This is a genomic window from Comamonas fluminis (assembly GCF_019186805.1).
GTDB classification, from domain to species: Bacteria; Pseudomonadota; Gammaproteobacteria; order Burkholderiales; family Burkholderiaceae_C; genus Comamonas; species Comamonas fluminis.
This window is the reverse complement of record NZ_CP066783.1, coordinates 2,511,514-2,530,452: the sequence shown is the minus strand read 5'-3', so window position 1 is coordinate 2,530,452 and position 18,939 is coordinate 2,511,514. Positions and strand designations below refer to the sequence as shown.

At 60.1% G+C, this 18,939-nt stretch carries 18 protein-coding genes; 5 read left to right on the top strand and 13 right to left on the bottom strand.

Going from position 1 to position 18,939, the window contains the following annotated elements:
* Positions 1–156: 156 nt before the first annotated feature.
* Positions 157–1,155, bottom strand: a complete 999-nt coding sequence (locus tag JDW18_RS11935) for a Bug family tripartite tricarboxylate transporter substrate binding protein (RefSeq protein WP_218239681.1) — start codon at positions 1,153–1,155, stop codon at positions 157–159.
* Between the two features lie 190 nt (positions 1,156–1,345).
* Here JDW18_RS11935 and JDW18_RS11930 point away from each other — a divergent pair, with 190 nt between their 5' ends.
* Positions 1,346–2,257 carry a LysR family transcriptional regulator gene (locus tag JDW18_RS11930; protein WP_218239680.1) on the top strand — a complete coding sequence of 304 codons (912 nt, stop codon included), beginning with the start codon at positions 1,346–1,348 and terminating at the stop codon, positions 2,255–2,257.
* Positions 2,258–2,433: 176 nt separating this feature from the next.
* Here the strand turns inward: JDW18_RS11930 and JDW18_RS11925 are convergent, their stop codons facing one another.
* Positions 2,434–3,222, bottom strand: coding sequence for an IclR family transcriptional regulator domain-containing protein (locus JDW18_RS11925; RefSeq protein ID WP_218239679.1), 789 nt, complete (start codon positions 3,220–3,222; stop codon positions 2,434–2,436).
* Between the two features lie 179 nt (positions 3,223–3,401).
* Between JDW18_RS11925 and pobA the strand changes: the two genes are divergently transcribed.
* From pobA to JDW18_RS11905, 4 genes are all read left to right on the top strand, one after another.
* Positions 3,402–4,577 (top strand): 4-hydroxybenzoate 3-monooxygenase, encoded by a 1,176-nt coding sequence (pobA, locus tag JDW18_RS11920; protein ID WP_218239678.1) that lies wholly within the window; start codon positions 3,402–3,404, stop codon positions 4,575–4,577.
* Between the two features lie 202 nt (positions 4,578–4,779).
* Positions 4,780–5,544 (top strand): 2OG-Fe dioxygenase family protein, encoded by a 765-nt coding sequence (locus JDW18_RS11915; RefSeq protein ID WP_218239677.1) that lies wholly within the window; start codon positions 4,780–4,782, stop codon positions 5,542–5,544.
* A gap of 156 nt (positions 5,545–5,700) precedes the next feature.
* The gene (locus tag JDW18_RS11910; RefSeq protein WP_218239676.1) at positions 5,701–6,171 is read left to right on the top strand and encodes a hypothetical protein; all 471 of its coding nucleotides are present in this window, start codon (positions 5,701–5,703) and stop codon (positions 6,169–6,171) included.
* A gap of 138 nt (positions 6,172–6,309) precedes the next feature.
* Positions 6,310–6,747 carry a universal stress protein gene (locus JDW18_RS11905; protein ID WP_218243874.1) on the top strand — a complete coding sequence of 146 codons (438 nt, stop codon included), beginning with the start codon at positions 6,310–6,312 and terminating at the stop codon, positions 6,745–6,747.
* Between the two features lie 246 nt (positions 6,748–6,993).
* Here the strand turns inward: JDW18_RS11905 and JDW18_RS11900 are convergent, their stop codons facing one another.
* The 11 genes from JDW18_RS11900 to JDW18_RS11850 form a co-directional block, all read right to left on the bottom strand.
* Entirely contained in the window at positions 6,994–7,977 is a 984-nt protein-coding gene (locus JDW18_RS11900) for a Bug family tripartite tricarboxylate transporter substrate binding protein (RefSeq protein WP_218239675.1), read from the bottom strand.
* Positions 7,978–8,439: 462 nt separating this feature from the next.
* The gene (locus JDW18_RS11895; protein WP_218239674.1) at positions 8,440–9,195 is read right to left on the bottom strand and encodes an SDR family NAD(P)-dependent oxidoreductase; all 756 of its coding nucleotides are present in this window, start codon (positions 9,193–9,195) and stop codon (positions 8,440–8,442) included.
* Between the two features lie 118 nt (positions 9,196–9,313).
* Entirely contained in the window at positions 9,314–10,027 is a 714-nt protein-coding gene (locus tag JDW18_RS11890; RefSeq protein WP_218239673.1) for an ABC transporter ATP-binding protein, read from the bottom strand.
* Positions 10,027–10,794: a high-affinity branched-chain amino acid ABC transporter ATP-binding protein LivG gene (gene livG, locus JDW18_RS11885; RefSeq protein WP_218239672.1), complete on the bottom strand. Its 768-nt coding sequence runs from the start codon at positions 10,792–10,794 to the stop codon at positions 10,027–10,029. The genes JDW18_RS11890 and livG overlap by 1 nt, the downstream gene beginning before the upstream one ends.
* 52 nt (positions 10,795–10,846) lie before the next feature.
* On the bottom strand, positions 10,847–12,085 hold the full coding sequence (locus JDW18_RS11880; RefSeq protein WP_218239671.1) for a high-affinity branched-chain amino acid ABC transporter permease LivM: 1,239 nt from the start codon (positions 12,083–12,085) through the stop codon (positions 10,847–10,849).
* Positions 12,085–13,008, bottom strand: coding sequence for a high-affinity branched-chain amino acid ABC transporter permease LivH (gene livH / locus JDW18_RS11875; protein ID WP_218239670.1), 924 nt, complete (start codon positions 13,006–13,008; stop codon positions 12,085–12,087). Before livH ends, JDW18_RS11880 begins: the two co-directional genes overlap by 1 nt.
* A gap of 97 nt (positions 13,009–13,105) precedes the next feature.
* On the bottom strand, positions 13,106–14,224 hold the full coding sequence (locus JDW18_RS11870; RefSeq protein ID WP_218239669.1) for a branched-chain amino acid ABC transporter substrate-binding protein: 1,119 nt from the start codon (positions 14,222–14,224) through the stop codon (positions 13,106–13,108).
* 326 nt (positions 14,225–14,550) lie between these two features.
* A complete protein-coding gene (locus JDW18_RS11865) occupies positions 14,551–15,216 on the bottom strand; it encodes an RluA family pseudouridine synthase (protein WP_218239668.1) in 666 nt (221 codons plus the stop codon).
* Positions 15,213–17,408, bottom strand: a complete 2,196-nt coding sequence (locus tag JDW18_RS11860) for a PAS domain-containing hybrid sensor histidine kinase/response regulator (RefSeq protein WP_218239667.1) — start codon at positions 17,406–17,408, stop codon at positions 15,213–15,215. Before JDW18_RS11860 ends, JDW18_RS11865 begins: the two co-directional genes overlap by 4 nt.
* Positions 17,409–17,545: 137 nt before the next feature.
* Positions 17,546–18,385, bottom strand: a complete 840-nt coding sequence (locus JDW18_RS11855) for a DKNYY domain-containing protein (RefSeq protein ID WP_218239666.1) — start codon at positions 18,383–18,385, stop codon at positions 17,546–17,548.
* A 12-nt stretch (positions 18,386–18,397) separates the two neighbouring features.
* Positions 18,398–18,931 (bottom strand): hypothetical protein, encoded by a 534-nt coding sequence (locus JDW18_RS11850; protein WP_218239665.1) that lies wholly within the window; start codon positions 18,929–18,931, stop codon positions 18,398–18,400.
* Positions 18,932–18,939 lie beyond the last annotated feature (8 nt).

Genomic DNA, 18,939 nt, shown 5'->3' with positions numbered 1-18,939 from the left:
AAGGTGCAGAGCGATAGAGGGATAGGGCGACATTAGAAAAGCCCGGTGCATGCACCGGGCTTTTTGTTTCGCTGATGTCTGTCGCGCCTTTGATCAGGCATGAAAAAAGCCGCCTGAAAGAGGCGGCTTTTCAAAGCGCAGGCATAAGCTTGGAGATCAATCCAGTGCCAGGCCTGCCTTCTTGATCACTTCACCAAAGCGCTTGCTTTCAGAGGCCATGAAGGCCTTGAACTCGGCAGGTGTGGGGTTGAAGGATTCGTAGCCGAAGGCGGCGAACTTGTCCTTGACATCCTGGCCCGTCAGGGCCTGGCGCACATCGTTGCGAATCTTCTCGACCACGGCCGCTGGTGTGCCAGGGCGCACGGCCAGGGCGTTCCAGCCGATGGCCGTGAAATCCTTGGGGCCACCCGATTCGGACACCGTGGGCACGTTCTCGAAACCGGCAATTCGGGCAGGCGCTGCCACGGCCAGGAAGCGCAGTTTGCCGCCACGCACCAGCGGGCCAGCCGTGCCCAGGGAACCCAGCGCAAAGGTCAGTTCGCCATTGGCAACGCCCTGATACAGCTGGCTGGTTTCCTTGTAGATGACGTGTTCCATCTTGGTGCCGGTCTGGTTTTCCAGCAGGGCCGAGCCCAGGTGCACGGGGTTGCCCACGGACCAGGAGCCGTAGTTCAGCTTGCCGGGGTGCGCCTTGGCATCGGCAATCAGGTCGGCGATGGTCTTGTAGGGGCTGTTGACCGGCACGCAGACAAAGAAGTAGTTGCGGAACAAGGGCATCAGGATGTCGAAATCCTTGTTCAGGTCGTAGGGCAGCTTTTTGAACAGGTGGGGGTAGGCTGCGATGTGGACGTTGTCCAGCTGGATCATGTCCGTGCCGTCAGTCGTGCCACGCTTGAAGGCTTCGATGGCGATGAAGCCGTTGCCACCGGGTCGGTTTTCCACCACCACAGGCTGGCCCCAGGCGCGGCCCAGCTTGTCGGCCACGAGGCGCGAAACGCCATCAGGGCCGCCACCGACGGGGAAGGGGTTGATGATGCGCGATGACTTGGTGGGCCACTTTTCGCCTTGGGCGAAAGAAGGGGCTGCTACAGATGCAGCGATGGCGCCCAGCGCAAATGCGGCCTGGCGGCGGCTCATGTTGAACTTTTGGTTCATTTTGTCTCCCTGGATAGGACTGTCGATGATGAGCGGCGTGTGTTATCACGCACTATTGATATCGTCGGCTTGTTATCTTGATTCTTTATGCCCAGTTTTTCCATTGTGGCATTCAAGATCTGTGTTCATAGTTCTACCAGCTGCTAGCAGTTATAGCAAAATAGCATGGCTTGAGTGATGGGAGTGAGCCGTGAATTTGCAGCAGATAGAAACCTTTGTTCAGGTGGCCGAAGCAGGCAGCTTCAGCAAAGCCGCCGTGTTACTGGACATTGCTCAACCCGCGCTAAGTCGCCAGGTGCGCGCACTGGAAACCGAGCTGCGGGAGACGCTGCTGATTCGCACAGGGCGCGGCGTGACGCTGACCGATGCGGGGCGCCGTCTGCTGGAACACGGTCACGCCATCATGCAGCGCGTGGCCATGGCCAAGGAAGATCTGAGCAGCCAGCGCGATGAACCCGTGGGCCGTATTACCGTGGGCCTGCCGCCAAGCCTTGCACGGCGCCTGACCTTGCCGCTGATCGATGGCTTCAGCCGCGAAATGCCCAAGGCGCGACTGGCGGTGGTGGAGGGCTTTTCCGTCAATATTTCGGAATGGCTGACTTCGGGGCGCATGGATCTGGGGCTGGTCTATACGCCCGAGCCACACCCGCACATCGAAGTGGCGCCTGTTCTGGAAGAGCGGCTGAACCTGATTGGGCCCGCCAGCGCCCTGGCCGGGCGCACCAGCATTCCTTTTGAGCATCTGAACGAATTTCCGCTCATCATGCCGCAGCGCGGGCAGATTTTTCGCAAGCTGATGGAGGCGCAGGCGACGCTGTCGCAGGTCAAGCTCAATGTGGTGTGGGAAGTTTCCAGTGTGCCTGCCATTCTGGATCTGGTGCGCGGTGGCTATGGCTTTGCGGCGCTGACGGACAGTGCCATGCACAGCCACGCAACGGACGCGAAACTGGTTGAGGTGCCGATCAAGTCACCGCATATTGTGAGCACGCTGTGTCTGGTGCAGTCTGCCAAGAAGAAATCGACGCCGCTGATTCGCCGCACGGCCGAGCTGCTGCGCCGCCTGAGCCTGCAGGTGTGCTCTGTGGAGAGCGGGCATATCTAAGTGATGAAGTTCAAGCGTGTGACAGCGCAATGCCATGCAGCTTTCATTCATAGTGTTTGCTATGAATATGATGGCTGCAAGCGCTTGATATTGATTGATTTCACATCATTAACTGCCTGAAATGATTGCGCAATAAGCGGTAGCAGCTTTTAAAAATATAGCGTCAAACGATATCGTCAAACCAGTGGGCGCAAGGTTCGCGCACCTTCCTGTAGCAGCGGCAGTATTTCCTGCTGCATGACCTGGCCGCTCATGCGCTTGGCCGAAGTCACCATATTCAACGCAGCCACCGTGCGGCCCTGCATATCGCGCAGCGGCACGGCCACGGCTTGAATGGCCAGCTCATGCTCTTCCTGGGCCAGGCAGTAGTCCAGGCGGCGCACTTCGTCGAGCACGCGTTTGAGGGCCGGAATATCGGTAACGGTATGGGCAGTCAGCTTGGGCAGGTCATAGCGCTGCAGCCAGTCATCCAGTTCTGCGGGCGACAGGGATGCCAGCAGAACGCGACCTGTGGACGTGGCGTGTGCGGGCAGGCGTGTACCCAGGTGCAGGCCGTGGGCCATCAGCCGCTCACCTTTTTCATGCACAGCGCTGCGCGCCACGATGACGACTTCCGCCCCTTCGCGCACCACGCAGGAGTAAGAAAGCCCGGTTTGCGCCGCCAGCCGGTGCAGTATGGGCTGCACGATGCGCGGCAGCCGCGCCGACGCCAGATAGCTGCCTGATAGTCGCAGCACCTTGGGCGCCAGCCAGTAATAGCTGCCATCGGTTTCCAGATAGCCCAGATAGGTGAGCGTCAGCAAATGCCGTCTTGCTGCGGCTCTTGTAATGCCCGCGCGCTCTGCAGCCATGGTGGCGTTCAGGCGTTGGCGTTCGGTATCAAAGCTCTCCAGCACTGCCAGCCCTTTGGCCAGGCCGGCAATAAAGTCTGCAGGGGCGATGGAGGCGGGGGGGCGGTCTGTCATGGCGGGCGGGATGATGGTTTTGTGCGATTATCGATCTGCTTGTGCGATTATCGCGCAAACAAGCGCATGGGGCCTGTGCTTTGATGCAGCACAAAACTTAGTCTTGCAGGCATGTCGCAACCGCTGCTTCAAGCGAGCCGGTTGACGAAGTTTTGAGCCATAACAAGGAGTCATACATCATGCGCACTCAAGTCGCCATCATCGGTGCCGGTCCCTCGGGCCTGCTGCTGGGTCAACTGCTGTACAAGGCAGGCATTGACAACATCATCATCGAGCAGCGCAGCGCTGACTATGTGCTGGGCCGTATCCGCGCAGGCGTGCTGGAGCAGGTGACGGTGGATCTGCTCAAGAAAGCCGGTGCTGACAAGCGCATGAATGAAGAAGGCCTGCCCCACGATGGCATCGAGCTGCTGTTCAAGGGCAAGCGTCACCGCATCAATCTGCATGACCTGACCGGCGGCAAGCGCGTGATGGTCTATGGCCAGACTGAAGTGACGCGCGACCTGATGGAAGTGCGCGCCGAAGAGGGCCTGACCACAGTGTACGAAGCCTCGAATGTCACGCCCATCGACTTTGAGAGCGACAAGCCCAAGGTGCGCTACGAAAAAGACGGCCAGGTGCATGAAATCGAATGCGACTTTATCGCCGGCTGCGACGGCTTCCATGGCATCTGCCGCGCCAGCGCCCCTCAGGACAAGATCAAGACTTTCGAGAAGGTCTATCCCTTTGGCTGGCTGGGCCTGCTGTCCGATACGCCACCCGTATCTCACGAGCTGATTTACGCCAACACCGAGCGCGGTTTTGCCCTGTGCAGCCAGCGCAGCGCCACCCGCAGCCGCTACTACCTGCAAGTGCCGCTGACCGACAAGGTCGAAGACTGGAGCGACGAAGCTTTCTGGGAAGAGCTGAAAAAGCGTCTGGACCCCGAAGCCCGCGCCAATCTGGTGACCGGCCCATCGCTGGAAAAAAGCATAGCGCCGCTGCGCAGCTTTGTGACCGAACCCATGCGCTTTGGCCGCATGTTCCTGGCGGGCGACGCTGCGCATATCGTTCCCCCCACAGGTGCCAAGGGCCTGAACTTGGCTGCTTCTGACGTGGGCTATCTGTCGCAGGCTTTTGTCGAGTATTACCAGGACAAGTCCGAAGCCGGTATTGACCGCTACTCCGAGCAGTGCCTGCGCCGCGTCTGGAAAGCCGAGCGCTTCTCGTGGTGGATGACATCGATGCTGCACAACTTCCCCAATGAGGGCGAGTTCAACACCAAGGTGCAGGAAGCCGAGCTGGACTACATCGTCCATTCCGAAGCGGGCTCTACCTCGCTGGCCGAAAACTACGTGGGCCTGCCTCTGGTCTGAGCCAGAAATCTCTGATTGCTCTCGTCACTGTCGTGATGAACCGCTGGCGCCAGACCTGTCGCCAGTGTTTAACTGCCTGCATCTCCCCAGCGATGCAGGCAGTTTTTTTGTATCCATGCAATTTGGTTGATGCAGCCTTGCGCAAATTTCGTGGCCGCAGCGGCGCTGCATCTGCCTGCGCAGGAGTAAGCTCACCCGTCTTATGGCGCATATCTCCTTTCTTCCTCCCTATACAGCGGCTGCGGACGCCGCCCGGTCCTTGCGCGCACAGGGCTTTGCCGTGCTCAGGCCCGATGATTTCGCGCAGTGGATGGGGGTGAATCTCGAAGACCTGCAGGCGTTGAGTGCGGACTGGCAAGGTCTGCCGCCCGATGAATTTCTCAAGGATGGCGGACGCTATCGCCGCCGTCGCCATTCCTGCTTTGTGGCCAGGTCAGACCAACTGGCGCAGGTGCCGCACCGTGCGCACTGGCAGCCTGTGGAATACAACGCCTTGCACGGCGGCATGCAGCGCTTATTCGCGCCCATGCAGGACGCCACGGTGCAAAGCCCTGCTTGGCAGCACATGCTGGAGTCTCTGGCCGAGTTGTCGGACGAGGTGTTTTGCCCCGCAGGCCAGCATGAGCAATGGTTTGTGGAAGCTCATCAGTTCCGTATCGACACGTCCGACGGCATTGGCCGCCCCACACCCGAGGGTGCGCACCGCGATGGTGTGGATCTGGTCGTGGTCGTGGTGGTGCACCGTCAGGATGTCAAAGGCGGCGAGACGCGGGTGTTTGAAGCCACCGGCCCCAGCGGCCAGCGTTTTACGCTGACCGAGCCTTGGTCGGTGCTGCTGCTCGATGATGCGCGCATGATCCATGAAACCACGCCGATTCAGCCGCTGGGCGATGCGGGCGTGCGCGACACGCTGGTGCTGACTTACAGGCGCGGAAGTTTCCAGGGTGCGGACGAGCAGCCAGCCTGAATAAAAAAGTTTGATGTGTAGTTAACAAAGTGTCATGTTTTTATGCGGCATGATGCGCGTCCTTGATGTTGTCAAGCCTCGGGCTGTCAGATGGCATCGCCACACATTCAAACTCAACTGGCCTGCGCGGCGTACTTGTGTACCGCTGCTTTCTGCATGAAACGTATTCCCGCCTTTTTGCTGACCTCTCTTGCGGCACTGGCTGCCATTGCCGCCTGCACCCCTGCTGAAGACCATTCGGTGCAGACTTCCTTCAAGGAGCCCACGATCTACTTTCGCAACGGGCTGGAGATCACGGTAGGCGGTGCGGTGGTGCCGATTCACGGTGTGCAGGATTGTCCTTATGGTTTGGCCGCACCCGCAGGTGCTGTCTCGGTCATTGATAGCGCCAAGTGTATTCGTCTGGCCGACGATACCCAGCAGATTCAGGTGCTGCTGGATCTGCCCTCAGGCCAGGTGCAGGAAGAGTGGACGGTGCGCCGTGATGGCCCCAGCCAGCCCAACGAGCCTGCGTTCAAGCATGTCTCTTTGCTACGCCCCGATGGCTCGCGCATCACCATCTCCGACAAGTCGGACAAGCTGCTGGACAAATGCTATGCCTATGAGGCAGCGCATGTCTGCCTGTGAAAGAGCGGGTTGCTGATTGAGCTTCGGGGTTGATGCAGGTCAACACGCTGGGGCATGATGGGAGCAGACTTGATTCATTGAAACGGCGAGCGGTACAGGCACCGCTGCCATCTCGTCAAGAAGGAGAAGCTCATGTCCATGTTCAATCACATTCTGGTTCCGGTCGATGGCTCCAAGCCCTCGCTGCTGGCTGCACGTAAGGCCGCTGAACTCTCCAAGGTCTTTGGCAGCGCCGTCACGGCGGTCTATGTCGTCGATCCCTATCCCTTCACCGGCGTGGGAGCAGACTTTGCCTACGGCCAGTCCCAGTATCTGAGCGCAGCCACTGCGGAGGCCAATACCGCTCTGGACGCCGTCAAGGCCATCATGGAAAACGAAGGCGTTAAATTGAACACCCTCGTGGGTGAAGGCCATGCCGTGCACGAAGGCATCGTCAACACCATGGACAGCGTGGGAGCCGACCTCATCGTCATGGGCTCCCAAGGCCGCCGTGGTCTGGAAAAGCTGATGCTGGGCAGCGTCACCCAGCGCGTGCTCGGCGCCGTCAAAATTCCGGTGCTGGTTGTGCGCGAATGAAATAACCCCCACGCTTGCCCACTGCGTGTGGCCGCTGCCCCCCAAGGGGGCCGCTTATTGCCTTGGGGCGGCCCGGCGGCAATAAACCGCACTCCAGAAACGCAAAAGACCTCCGCATGGAGGTCTTTTGCATGGTGGACGCAATACTTGAACAGGCATGCTCCATATAAGAGGCAGCAAGCAAGAGCCGCCTCGCGGCGAGGCTGCCGTCCCCCCTTGGGGGAAGCGGCAAAGTCGCTCAGGGGGTTACTGGATACTAGCGCCGGAGGCCTCAACAATCGCCTTGTTCGCCTTGAAATCCGCCTGGAAGAACTTGGAGAAGGCTTCCACGCTCATGGCCTGCGGCTCGGCGCCCTGGGTCAGGATGGCTTCCTTGACTTCAGGCATGGCCAGCAGCTTGTTCACTTCGGCATTGACCTTGTTCACGATGGGCGTTGGCGTGTTCTTGGGCATGAAAATGCCATACCAGGTGCTCACGTTAAAGCCCTTGAGGCCCGATTCCGCCAGCGTAGGCGTATCAGGCAGCGAGGAAGAGCGCGCGGCCGAGGTCACCGCAATGGCGCGCAGCTTGCCCGACTTGATCTGGCCGATGGCGGACGGAACGGAAGACACCAGCAGGTCCACATTGCCAGCCAGCGCATCCATCATTGCGGGGTTGGAGCCCTTGTAGGGCACGTGGGTCAGCTGAATGCCAGAGGCTTTTTCCAGCATCACACCGGCCAGGTGAATGCTGGTGCCGTTGCCGGGGGAGCCATAGGTGATCTTGGCAGGGTTCTTCTTGGCGGCAGCAATCACATCAGCCAGCGTCTTGTAGGGCGAGTTGGCAGCCGTGGCAATCACGATAGGGGTGTAGGCCACGTGGGCCACAGGCGTCAGGTCCTTGGTGGGGTTCCAGGGCAGGCTCTTGTACAGATAAGGGCCCAGAACCACATTGTCCTTCTGGCCCATGACCATGTCATAGCCTGTGGGGGCAGCCTTGACGGCTTCGGTAATGCCAATGGTGCCGCCTGCGCCAGCGCGGTTGTCGGGCACCACAGTCCAGTGGCTGACTTCGGTGAGCTTGTTGGCGATCACGCGCGAGAGGATGTCGGTGCCGCCACCAGGAGGGAAGGGCACGATCATGCGCACAGGCTTGTTCGGGTAGTCCTTGGCGGGGTCTTGGGCGGCGGCGGAAAAGCTCAGGCCGGCGGCAGCCACGATGGTGGTGCAAGTGATCAGTTGGCGGAACATGAAAAAGAAACTCCAGAGACGATAAAGGTGTGCACCAGCATCAGCACCCTGCTTTTGGCAGGGCACGAGGAATGGCGCGAACGGCTGTCAGGTCGGAGTGTCTCAACGCGAAGTACGCGGATGCAGGAACGCTCCTGGCCCTGGGGCCAAGTCACGGAAGGTGGGCTTTTCGATGATCGGGGAGGGTAGTTCCGCCATCAATGGGTATTTGTCTTTACCGAAGAGACCCACGCCATGCGGTACAGGCATGGCGGGTTGGCAGTCGCGCGCGCTGCTTTGCAGGGTTGCTGCAAAAGCTAGCACGGTGGCAGGACTCCGATCGGGTGTCGCTGCCGATGTGGCCCACGGCGCGGATTGCGGTTTTGCCGTACAGCGCAAGTGCTGACTTCAAAACAAGGAAAACATTCTGCCACGCAGATCTGTACTGCGCAGGCAGCTATGCTTTTAATAGATATTCATCAGTCAGGGATTGCGCACATCGGCAACCACTTGCGCGCCAAAGTCCGCACGTTCCAGCCAGGCCAGCACGCGCTCTGCCGCATCCTGGGCGGAAGTGAGCTGGCCTGCGGAATGCAGCTGCACAAAGCGGCTTGCATCGGGAAAGTCATCGCTGCTGGCGCTGCGCAACTGCACCTGCATATCGGTGTCGATTACGCCCGGGGCCAGCGATACGATTTTTGCGCCATGGGGCTTGGCCGCTTCTTCCAGCGCCACGCAGCTGCTGAACTGGTCCATGCCCGCCTTGGCCGTACAGTAGCTGGCCTGTGAAGCCATGGCACGGCGGCCCAGGCCCGAGGAGATGTTGAGCACCTTGCGTGGCACTTCCCAGTCTTCGGTGGCGCCCAGAAACGCGCCAGTCAGCGCCATGGGCGCTTCCAGCCCCACGCGCAGCGCGTTGATCATGTCGGCAGCGGGCAATTGCGACAGCGGTGCAATCTGAGGAATCACGCCCGCGTTGTTGATGAGGGTGATGCTGGCCCAGTCGCTGCTTTTAAGGGTGGTCAGCCAGGTGCGCAGGCGCTGTGCAGCCGTGGCGCTCTGGGCCAGATCCTGCTCCCATTGCAATAGCTGCTCGCTCTTGCTGGTAAAGGGCTTGAGGTCAGAACTGGTCTTGCGTGCAATGCTCAGAAGATGATGGCCTTTTTGCAGCAGTTGCTGCCCCATGGCCAAGCCCATGCCGCGAGAGCCGCCGGTGAGAATCGTCAGATGTTTGCTCATGCCAGTGATCTTACGGGCGATTCATGACAGCAAAAAACAAGCCCCAGCAGAACGTATTCCGCCGGGGCTTGTGTGGTGAGTGGCTGATGCGATCAGCGCCTCAGATCAGTGACTCCAATCAATGACCGAGGTAAGCCTTGCGCACATCATCATTGCTCAGCAGATTGGCGCCCGTGTCTTCCAGCACCACCTTGCCGGTTTCCAGCACATAGCCGCGATCGGCAATCTGCAGGGCGCGGTTGGCGTTCTGCTCGACGAGGAACACCGTCACACCCGCAGCGCGAATGGTCTGAATGATCTCGAAGATTTGCGCAATGATGAGAGGGGCCAGGCCCAGCGTCGGTTCATCCAGCAGCAGCAGACGGGGCTTGCTCATCAGCGCACGGCCAATGGCCAGCATTTGCTGCTCGCCGCCGGACATGGTGCCCGAGCGCTGCGCCGCACGTTCCTTCAGACGAGGAAAGAGCTTGAACACATGCTCAATGCCATCGGCAATCTCGTTCTTGTTCAGAAAGAAACCGCCCATCTGCAGGTTTTCCGTCACCGTCAGGTCCTTGAAGACGCGGCGGCCTTCAGGCGAGACGGCAATGCCGCGGCGCATGATGTGGTGGGTGGACATCTGGGTGATGTCCTCGCCCTCGAACACAATGCGGCCGCTGCTGGCACGCGGGTTGCCGCACACGGTCATCAGCAGCGAAGTCTTGCCCGCGCCGTTGCTGCCGATCAGGGTGACGATCTCGCCCTGATTGACATGCAGGCTGACCTGGTTGACCGCGCAAATGGCGCCATAGTGGGTGGAGACCTGCTCCAGTTGCAACATAGGCTGGCTCATCAGGCTTCTCCCAGATAGGCCTTGATGACCCGTTCATCATTGCGAATCGCTTCGGGCAGGCCCAGGGCAATGGGTTTGCCATATTCCATGACCAGAATGCGTTCGGACACGCCCATGACCAGGCTCATATCGTGCTCGATCAGCAGCACAGCCACGCCGTATTGCTTGCGCAACTGGTCGATGAGCTGCTGCAGGTCTTTCTTTTCCTGCGGGTTCAGGCCCGCAGCAGGCTCGTCCAGCATCAGCACACGGGGTTTGGTAATCATGCAGCGCGCAATTTCCAGGCGGCGCTGGTGACCGTAGGCCAGGTTGCCTGCCTCGCGGTTGGCAAACTGGCGCAGGCCCATCACATCTAGCCACTGCAGCGCGTTGTCGATTTTTTCCTGCTCGGCGCGGCGATAGCCGGGCGTGTTGAACAGGCCGCCCAGCAAGCTGGCCTTGCCCGTGCGGTGCTGGGCGACCAGCAGATTTTCCAGCGCGGTCATGTTCTTGAACAGGCGCACGTTCTGGAAGGTTCGCACCACGCCGTGGTTGGCTACCTGGTGGCTGCTCTGGCCGGCAATGCTCTTGCCATCCAGCACCACGGAGCCGCCGGATGGCTGGTAGAAACCGCTGATGCAGTTGAACACGGTGGTCTTGCCTGCACCGTTGGGGCCGATGATGGCAAACACTTCCTGCGGGCGCACATTGAAGCCCACGCCATCGACGGCCAGCAAGCCGCCAAAGCGCATGCACAGGTCTTTGACTTCTAGCAGATATTCGCTCATGCGCTTGTCCTGCCTGTGGTTGTAGTTATTGAAATGATAGCGTTGTGGCAGATCATGACTGGACCTCCACATGGTGACGCTTCATGGGCAGCAGGCCTTGCGGACGCCAGACCATCATGAGAATCATGACCAGACCGAAGATCAGCATGCGGTATTCAGAGAATTCGCGGGCCATTTCGGGCAGTACGGTCAGGATGATGGCGGCGAGGATGACACCCAATTGCGAGCCCATGCCACCCAGCACCACGATGGCCAGAATCAGGGCCGACTCGATAAAGGTGAAGGACTCGGGGTTCACAATGCCTTGGCGTGCAGCAAAGAACGCGCCACCGAAGCCCGCGAACATGGCGCCCAGCGTAAAGGCCGAGAGCTTGATCTTCATGGGGTTCAGGCCCAGAGAGCGGCAGGCGATTTCGTCTTCGCGCAGGGCTTCCCAGGCGCGGCCAATGGGCATGCGGATCAGGCGGTTGCTGATGAACAGCGTCACCATGGCCAGCAGCAGTGCCATCAGGTACAGGAAGATCACCATGTGCATGGAGTTGAACTCCAGCCCGAAGAACTGGTGGAAGGTGGTACCGCCTTCGGTCATGGGCGAGCGCGTCATGGGCAGGCCAAACACCGTGGGCTTGGGGATGCTGGAGATGCCATCCGGGCCGCCTGTCCAGTCCGTCAGATTCACCAGCAGCAGACGAATGATTTCGCCAAAGCCCAGCGTCACGATGGCCAGATAGTCACCACGCAGGCGCAGCACGGGAAAGCCCAGCACAAAGCCGAAGAGGGCAGAAGCCGCACCGGCCAGGGGCAGAGCCTGCCAGAACGACCAGCCTGCCCAGTGGAACAGCAGCGCGTAGGTATAGGCGCCCACGGCGTAGAAACCCACAAAGCCCAGATCCAGCAGACCGGCAAAGCCGACCACCACATTCAGGCCCAGGCCCAGCATGACGTAGATCATGGCGAGAGTCGCAATGTCCACGGCGTTGCGGCCGGCGAAGAAGGGCCAGGACGCAGCCATCATCAGCACCACGAAGATGACGACATTGCGCGTGCCGGACTTCATCTGCGGCAGGGCGGGCATGTTCACCTTGGGCATCTTGCCTGCCAGCAGTGGCTTGAGCATCTGCACCACGAACACGGCGATGCAGGCCCAGATGGTCCAGCGCCAGTCGGGCACGATATTGGTGCGCATGCCAGCGCGCTCCAGATGCAGGCTGAAGACGGGTGCGACGATGATGGCCGTCATCACCGAGGCGATCAGCGCATCGCGAAAAGCAGAGGAAAAGCTGTACTTCATCAGACTTTCTCCACTTCAGGTTTGCCCAGCAGGCCCGTGGGGCGGAACAGCAAAATGAGCACCAGCAGGCCAAAGGCCACGATGTCCTTGTATTCCGACGAAATATAGGCTGCGGCAAAGGTCTCGGCCACGCCCAGAATCACACCGCCCAGCATGGCGCCGGGAATGGAGCCAATGCCGCCCAGCACCGCCGCTGTAAAGGCCTTGATACCGGCCAGAAAGCCGATGAAGGGGTTGAGCTTGCCCACGGCCAGCGCAATCAGCACACCACCCACGGCTGCCAGCATGGCGCCCAGAATGAAGGTGAAGGAAATGACCTTGTTGGTGTCAATGCCCAGCAGATTGGCCATGTGCATGTCCTGCGCGCAGGCGCGAGAAGCTCGGCCCATGCGGGAATGCTTGATGTACATGGTTAGGGCAATCATCAGCACCACAGTCACCACGATGATGAGCACGCGGGTATAGGGGATGAAAACCTCAAAATTGCCCATGTGGAAGTTGATGGCGCCCGGCAGCAGCGAAGGCACGGCCATGTCGCGTGCGCCCTGGCCCAGCGCGACCCAGTTCTGCAGGAAGATGGACATACCGATGGCCGAGATCAGTGCCACCAGACGCGGGCTCTGGCGCACAGGCTTGTAGGCCACTTGTTCGACGACCAGACCGTAGACGCCTGTTACAAAGACCGAAACCACCAGCATCAGGCCAATGATGGCCCAGATGGGCAAGCCGCTTTGTGTGCCCACTGCCGAAAGCGTGACGAGGCCTATATAGGCCCCGATCATGTAAATGTCACCGTGCGCGAAGTTGATCATCCCAATGATGCCGTAGACCATGGTGTAGCCAATGGCGATCAGGGCGTAGATGGCTCCGAGTGAGAGCCCGTTGAAAAGCTGTTGTATCAGCTGAGGGAGAATGTCTGACATGCAATGCCACCCTTGAAACAGGAAAAGGCCCGAGGGCCATATTGCAAGCATCCGGGGTCATGGCCCATGCCATTGGCCCCGGAGGAAAGCGGTGGAATTACTTGGCCAGCGACTTGCTGCCGTCCTTGTGCCACTGGAAGACCTGGAAGTCGAAGGAGTTCAGGTCACCTTGCTTGTTCCAGGACACGGGGCCCAGAACGGTTTCCACGGTGGACTTGTGCATCCAGTCAGCCACCTTGGCGGGGTTGTCACCGGCAGCCTTGATGGCAGCCAGCAGAGACTGCGTGGCAGCGAACGAGGTCAGCTGGAAAGCGCCGGAAGCATTGCGCTTCTTGTCGGCAAAAGCCTTCACCACGGCAGCGTTCTTGGGGTTGGCGGCAAAGTCAGCAGGCAGAGTCACCAGCATGCCTTCGACGGCGGGGCCGGCAATGGCGTTGACTTCAGGGTTGCCCACGCCTTCTGGGCCCATCATCTTGACCTTTAGGCCTTGCTCGGCGGCCTGGCGCAGCAGCAGACCCATTTCGGGGTGGTAGCCACCGTAGTAGACAAAGTCCACGCCAGCGCTCTTGAGCTTGGTGATGACGGCGGAGTAGTCGCTGTCACCGGCGTTGATGCCTTCGAACAGCGCCACGGCCACATTGGCCTTCTTCAGGTCGTCACGCACGGAAGAGGCAATGCCCTGGCCATACGACTGTTTGTCGTGCAGCACGGCAACCTTTTTGGGCTTGATGGTGTTGATGATGAACTTGGCTGCGGCGGGGCCTTGCTGGTCATCACGGCCGATGGTGCGGAAGATGAAGTGGTAGTTCTTGCCGTCGGTCAGGGCGGGAGATGTGGCCGAGGGGGTCACAACGACCACGCCTTCGTTGTTATAGATGGGGGCTGCAGCAATCGATGCGCCCGAGCAGACGGGGCCGACCACATAGCCGATCTTGCTGTTGACCACGCGGTTGGCGGCTACAGGACCCTGCTTGGGTTCGCAGGCGTCATCCACGGGCACCAGTTCAACCTTCTTGCCACCAATGCCACCAGCGGCGTTGGCCATTTCAACGGCAGTCGTCGCACCTTCCTTGACCATGTCGCCGTACTGGGTCAGCGCGCCAGTCGTGGGGATCACCAGGGCGATCTTGATTTGGGCATGCGCTGTGGAGAACAGGGCGGCACCAGCCAGACCCAGAGCTGCAACAACGGTTTGCATGCGGAACGGAACGTTCATGTGGACTTCCTTCAACTTCGGTAAGCAGTTCGTGAAACGCAGTAGCACCAGGCTGGCTGCGAAAAGAAGTTCAGGTTAAACGAGTGGTTGCCGCCAGCAAGAGGGTATGCAGGGGGTGGCGCGAGCTTGTTCTTTTTGCTATGCGTGCCATAGCACGCACCGCACAGTGGCTCTGCGCTGGAGGGGGCTTGAGTTCATGAACCCGGTCAGGGGCACAAAATCAGCTAAAAACATAGTGCCAATCAAGGTCAATATTGGGCTTGATGCTATGTTTGTTGCAGTGCAGCAACTGAGGCTGAAACCGGCTGCACTCAATTTGATGCCAGTTAAAAGTCTGGCGCAATCTCAAACTGCAGCAGTGCTTTGCTGACGGGGTGCACAAAACTCAGGGCCGCTGCGTGCAAAAGCAGGCGCGGAGCACTGGCGGCCAGGGCTTCATCGGCATAGAGGGCATCGCCCAACATGGCGTGGCCAATGGCCGCCATGTGCAGGCGCAACTGGTGGGTTCGGCCGGTTAACGGGCTCAGCAGCACGCGGCTGCAGGGCAGGCCCTGGGCTGTGTTCTCCTGCGCCAGCAGTTTCCACAGTGTCTGGCTGCTTTTGCCGGTTTCGTGGTTGATGACGCGCAGCGGCCTGCGCTCCCAGTCTGCAGCAATGGGCAGGTCTATGCGTTGCCAGCCGTCTGCGTCAGCCAGCTCGGGCCGGGGTTGCAGTTGCGGCGCTACGACGGCGATATAGCGCTTGTGAATCTGCCGCTCTGCAAAGGCTTGGCTCAGCTGGCGCTGCACTTCGATATTGCGGGCCATCAGCACCAGGCCGGAAGTGGGCTGGTCCAGCCGGTGCACCACCAGCGCATCTGGCCAGCGCTGCAAGGCGCGGGCGCTCAGGCAGTCCTGCTTGTCGGGGCCGCGCCCTGGCACGCAGAGCAGGCCCGAGGGTTTTTCCAGAACCAGCAGGTATTCGTCTTCGTAGTGGCAGATTACATCTGTCATGGGTTCAGCAGGGCGTGCACGGTGGTGCAGAACTCCTGCACATCATTGGGCTTGTGAATCAGGGCCTTGGCCCCTGCCGCCAGCGCGGCCTGTTCGATTTCGGCGGTGACGTAGCCGGAGGCCAGGGCCACGGGCAGCTCAGGCCGTACCTGCAGGGCCTGCACCAGCAGATCGACGCCGCTGAAACCGGGCATGTTGTAGTCGGTCACCAGCAGGTCGTAGCAGCCGGGGTCTGCCTGCAGCGCGGCCAGCGCCGCGTGGGGGTCGGTAAAGCCGCTGACCTGGTAGCCCCGGCGGCGCAGCAGGCGCTGGAACAGAAAGACCAGCGCCTGGTCGTCATCGACATAAAGAATATGACGCTCGGCGCTGGCCGCTCCCGAGGCTGCCGGTGGACTGGCAGGTGCTATGGTTTGAATAGCTGGCTGCGCTTGCTGGGCGTCGGAAAACGGGAAATACAGCATAAAGCAGCTGCCATGCCCGGGTTCGCTGTGTACATCAACCGCGCCGCCATGGGTGCGCATCACGCCGTGTACCACGGAAAGGCCAAGGCCTGTGCCTTGTCCCACGGGTTTGGTGGTGAAGAAGGGCTCAAAAATGCGGCGCTGCGTGGCCGCGTCCATGCCGGGGCCGGAGTCTTGCACCATGAAGACCAGATATTCGGTCACGGGCAGGCCCAGACGTTCGCAGTGATAGCTGTCTGGTGTGAGGCGAAAGGCCTTGAGTTCGATCTGGCCGCGCTCTTCGCCCAGCGCCTGCATGGCGTTGTTGCAAAGATTGAACAGGGCTTGCTCCACCTGCGTGGGATCTGCCATCAGCGCGGGCAGATTGCTGGCGGGCTCATGTACCTGCAGCTCAATGGCGGGCGGCAGCGATACGCGCAGCAGGCGGGCGGTGTCTTCCATGACTTCGCGCACCTGCACGGGGCGGCGCTCGGGCTGGTCGTTGCGGCTGAAGGTCAGAATCTGGCGCACCAGATCGCGGGCGCGGCGCCCGGCTTTTTCGATCTCGCGCAGGCTTTCCTGTGCGGCGGGGTTGTCCAGACAGTCGGCCTTGGCCAGCGTCACATTGCCCAGAATGGCGCCCACAATATTGTTGAAGTCGTGGGCAATGCCCCCGGCCATGGTGCCCACGGCCTGCATTTTGTGGGACTCACGCAACTGGTTTTCCAGCGCGCCGCGCTGGGCTTCGGCACGCTTGCGGCTGGTCAGGTCGCGGGCAAAGACGGTGGTGGTGTCGCCATTGCTGTGATGCTCGAAGGAGATGCTGACTTCGACCGGAATTTCCAGCCCGTTGGAGGTCAGGCCCGTCATCTCGCCCAGCACGGCCTGCGTGGTCAGCGGTGCAAAGGCCAGCGCACGCGAGGCATCGGGCAGGAACTGCTCCAGCGGCTTGCCCAGCGCATCGCGCGGCGAGCACAGAAACAGGGCCGCTGCCGTGGGGTTGAAGACGGTGATGCGCTGGCGGCTGTCCAGGCAGATGATGGCATCCAGCGCGGAATTGATGACCGATTCCAGCCGCCGCTCGCTGGCATAAAGCTGCTGGTTACGCTCTTGCAGCGCTTGGCGTTCGGCCAGCAAAGGGCCCTGGTTCACCACCGCGCACAGGTATTGCATGGAGGAGGGCCCGTTTTGCAGGGGCACTGCCACACCGGCCACATGCAGGTCGCCGCAGAGCTGCTGGCTGTCGGTGATCTGAAAGATGACTTCATGCACCTCGGCCCGCCCACTGCTGCGGGCCAGCGCAAAGGCCTGAGCGACACGCTCGGCATCACGCGGATGAACCAGCGGTGCGAAGTTGACCAGCAACCGGTCTTTCTCCGTAGGCTGAAACGCACTGTGGGCCATGGCATTGGCCTGAACCACCAGGTCGTACTCATCAACTACCAGCAGCGGCAGCGGAATGCTGGCAAACAGTGTCTCAAAGCGCTCGGAAGCACTCTCGGCCACGGCCTGGCTGTAGTTGAGTACCTCGTTTTGCAGCTCCAGCTCATGCTGGTAGTTACGCAGCTCGGCGACCAGGGCGTGCAGCGGGTCGTCGTCCTCGGCAACGATGGGGCGTATCTCGGTGGCGATGCTGGGGTCCAGACCCAGCGGCGACAGCAGCGCGTGCAGGGGCAGCTCTGCGGGCTCGGCAGGTGCGAGGCCGGGCAGGTGGTCTGTGGGCAGGGAAGGCGGCGTAGAGGAGGAAGACATGGGCTACAGACCCGCGAGCATGAACGAGACCGGCAGTGTAAGCGGCTGGCTCAGCGTGCAACAAGCTGTACTTGGTAAAGGCGAGATAAAGCGGATGGCAGTGAACCGCAGGCAAACTGGGCAAGGTTCACTTAGCGTCAATCGAGATTTTGCTTTAATTCCTGTAGCGTCACTCGCGCTCCAGTATTGAGGAAGAAGCTGTTTTTATCCCTGGGGTACTTCATGGGAGCACCGTCATCCAGCTGCAGCTCTTGCAGGGTGAAGCTGTCTGCATCGGCCTCAGGCCAGCGTTTTTCGTTGCGATAAATATGCCGCGCATCGCGTGAAAAACCTTCATCCAGATCAAGAAGCTGCCAACTTTGTGGATCGCACCCTTTGAGTGGCTTTTGGATATAGAAAACCTGGCTTCGGTCGCGTCCGTAGATGCTGTCGCCGTTGGAGACAAAGCTCGTGGCATCTGCGCTTTTGACCAACTTGGTCTTGCCCCAGAAGTCATAGACATAGACTTGCTGCGCATCGCGTGCGTAGCCGCTGGGGATTTGTCGCAGGCCCTGCTGCGTGCTGCCATCGTGAAATGGATAGATGGTGCGATTGCGGCGCAAATTGAGGCCTGCATCGCAAACCTCGAAACTCTGGATATCTGTTGGCTCGAAGCGACCACCGAGAGTCCAGGCATAGCGGCGATCGACGGAGTAGCAGGCGTTCAACGCTTTGAAGCTTTCAACATCCGCCCCCGCCAGCCGCGTGTTGCGCATAAAGCAGTGGCGCTGGTCCTTGGCAAAACTGCGGTTGAAACAAACGAAGCTGGCCGGGTCGGCCGAAATTTCATGATCGCGCCAGTAGATTTGCTGACCATCGCTCCACCAGGTGATCGGCGCTTGGTCGTCCTTATCGAAGAACGCCGGGTTTTGATCAAACTGGCTGATGGTCGCAAATGCGATATCCAGTACCGGTGGGGAAGTTGGCGCGATTGTCATGGAGCAGATAGGTCAGAGGGCGTCTCGGTTTGAGCGATGCCGTAGATCAGCCTGTAAATCTGCCTGTAAAGCGGAACCTATCCAGCTGTTTAGCCATTGCCCAAAACTGGGTGCAATGCATTGGGCTTCTTCGTATTCCGGCTCTTCGCCTTCAAAAATCTGGCCCCAGTTGTGCTCGGCCACGCCCAGTGCCACATAGGCGTAGTGGCCATGCACGCTGAGCAAAATGGGCAGGTGCGCATCCCAGAAGCGGCGCACTTGCTGCTGGCCTGCTTCATCGCCATCAAAGGCTTGCAGAGACTGTTGCTCGAATTCGTTCCAGGCAAATGCGGAGCCTAGTGTCTCTTCATTGAAATCCTGCACGCTGTTGAACCAGAGGGTTTGATTCCGGGTTTGCAGGCTGGAAAAGCGCTGCAGAAAGTCCAGATAGTCGGCTGGAATTTCTGCATAGCGCTGACGAAAGCGCGGCCCAAGCTGCTGCCCCGGTGTCTTTGGAGTCGGTGCAGTCAGCAGCCAGGCGGACGAAGCCAGCAAATCTTGCTGCATGCGCGATG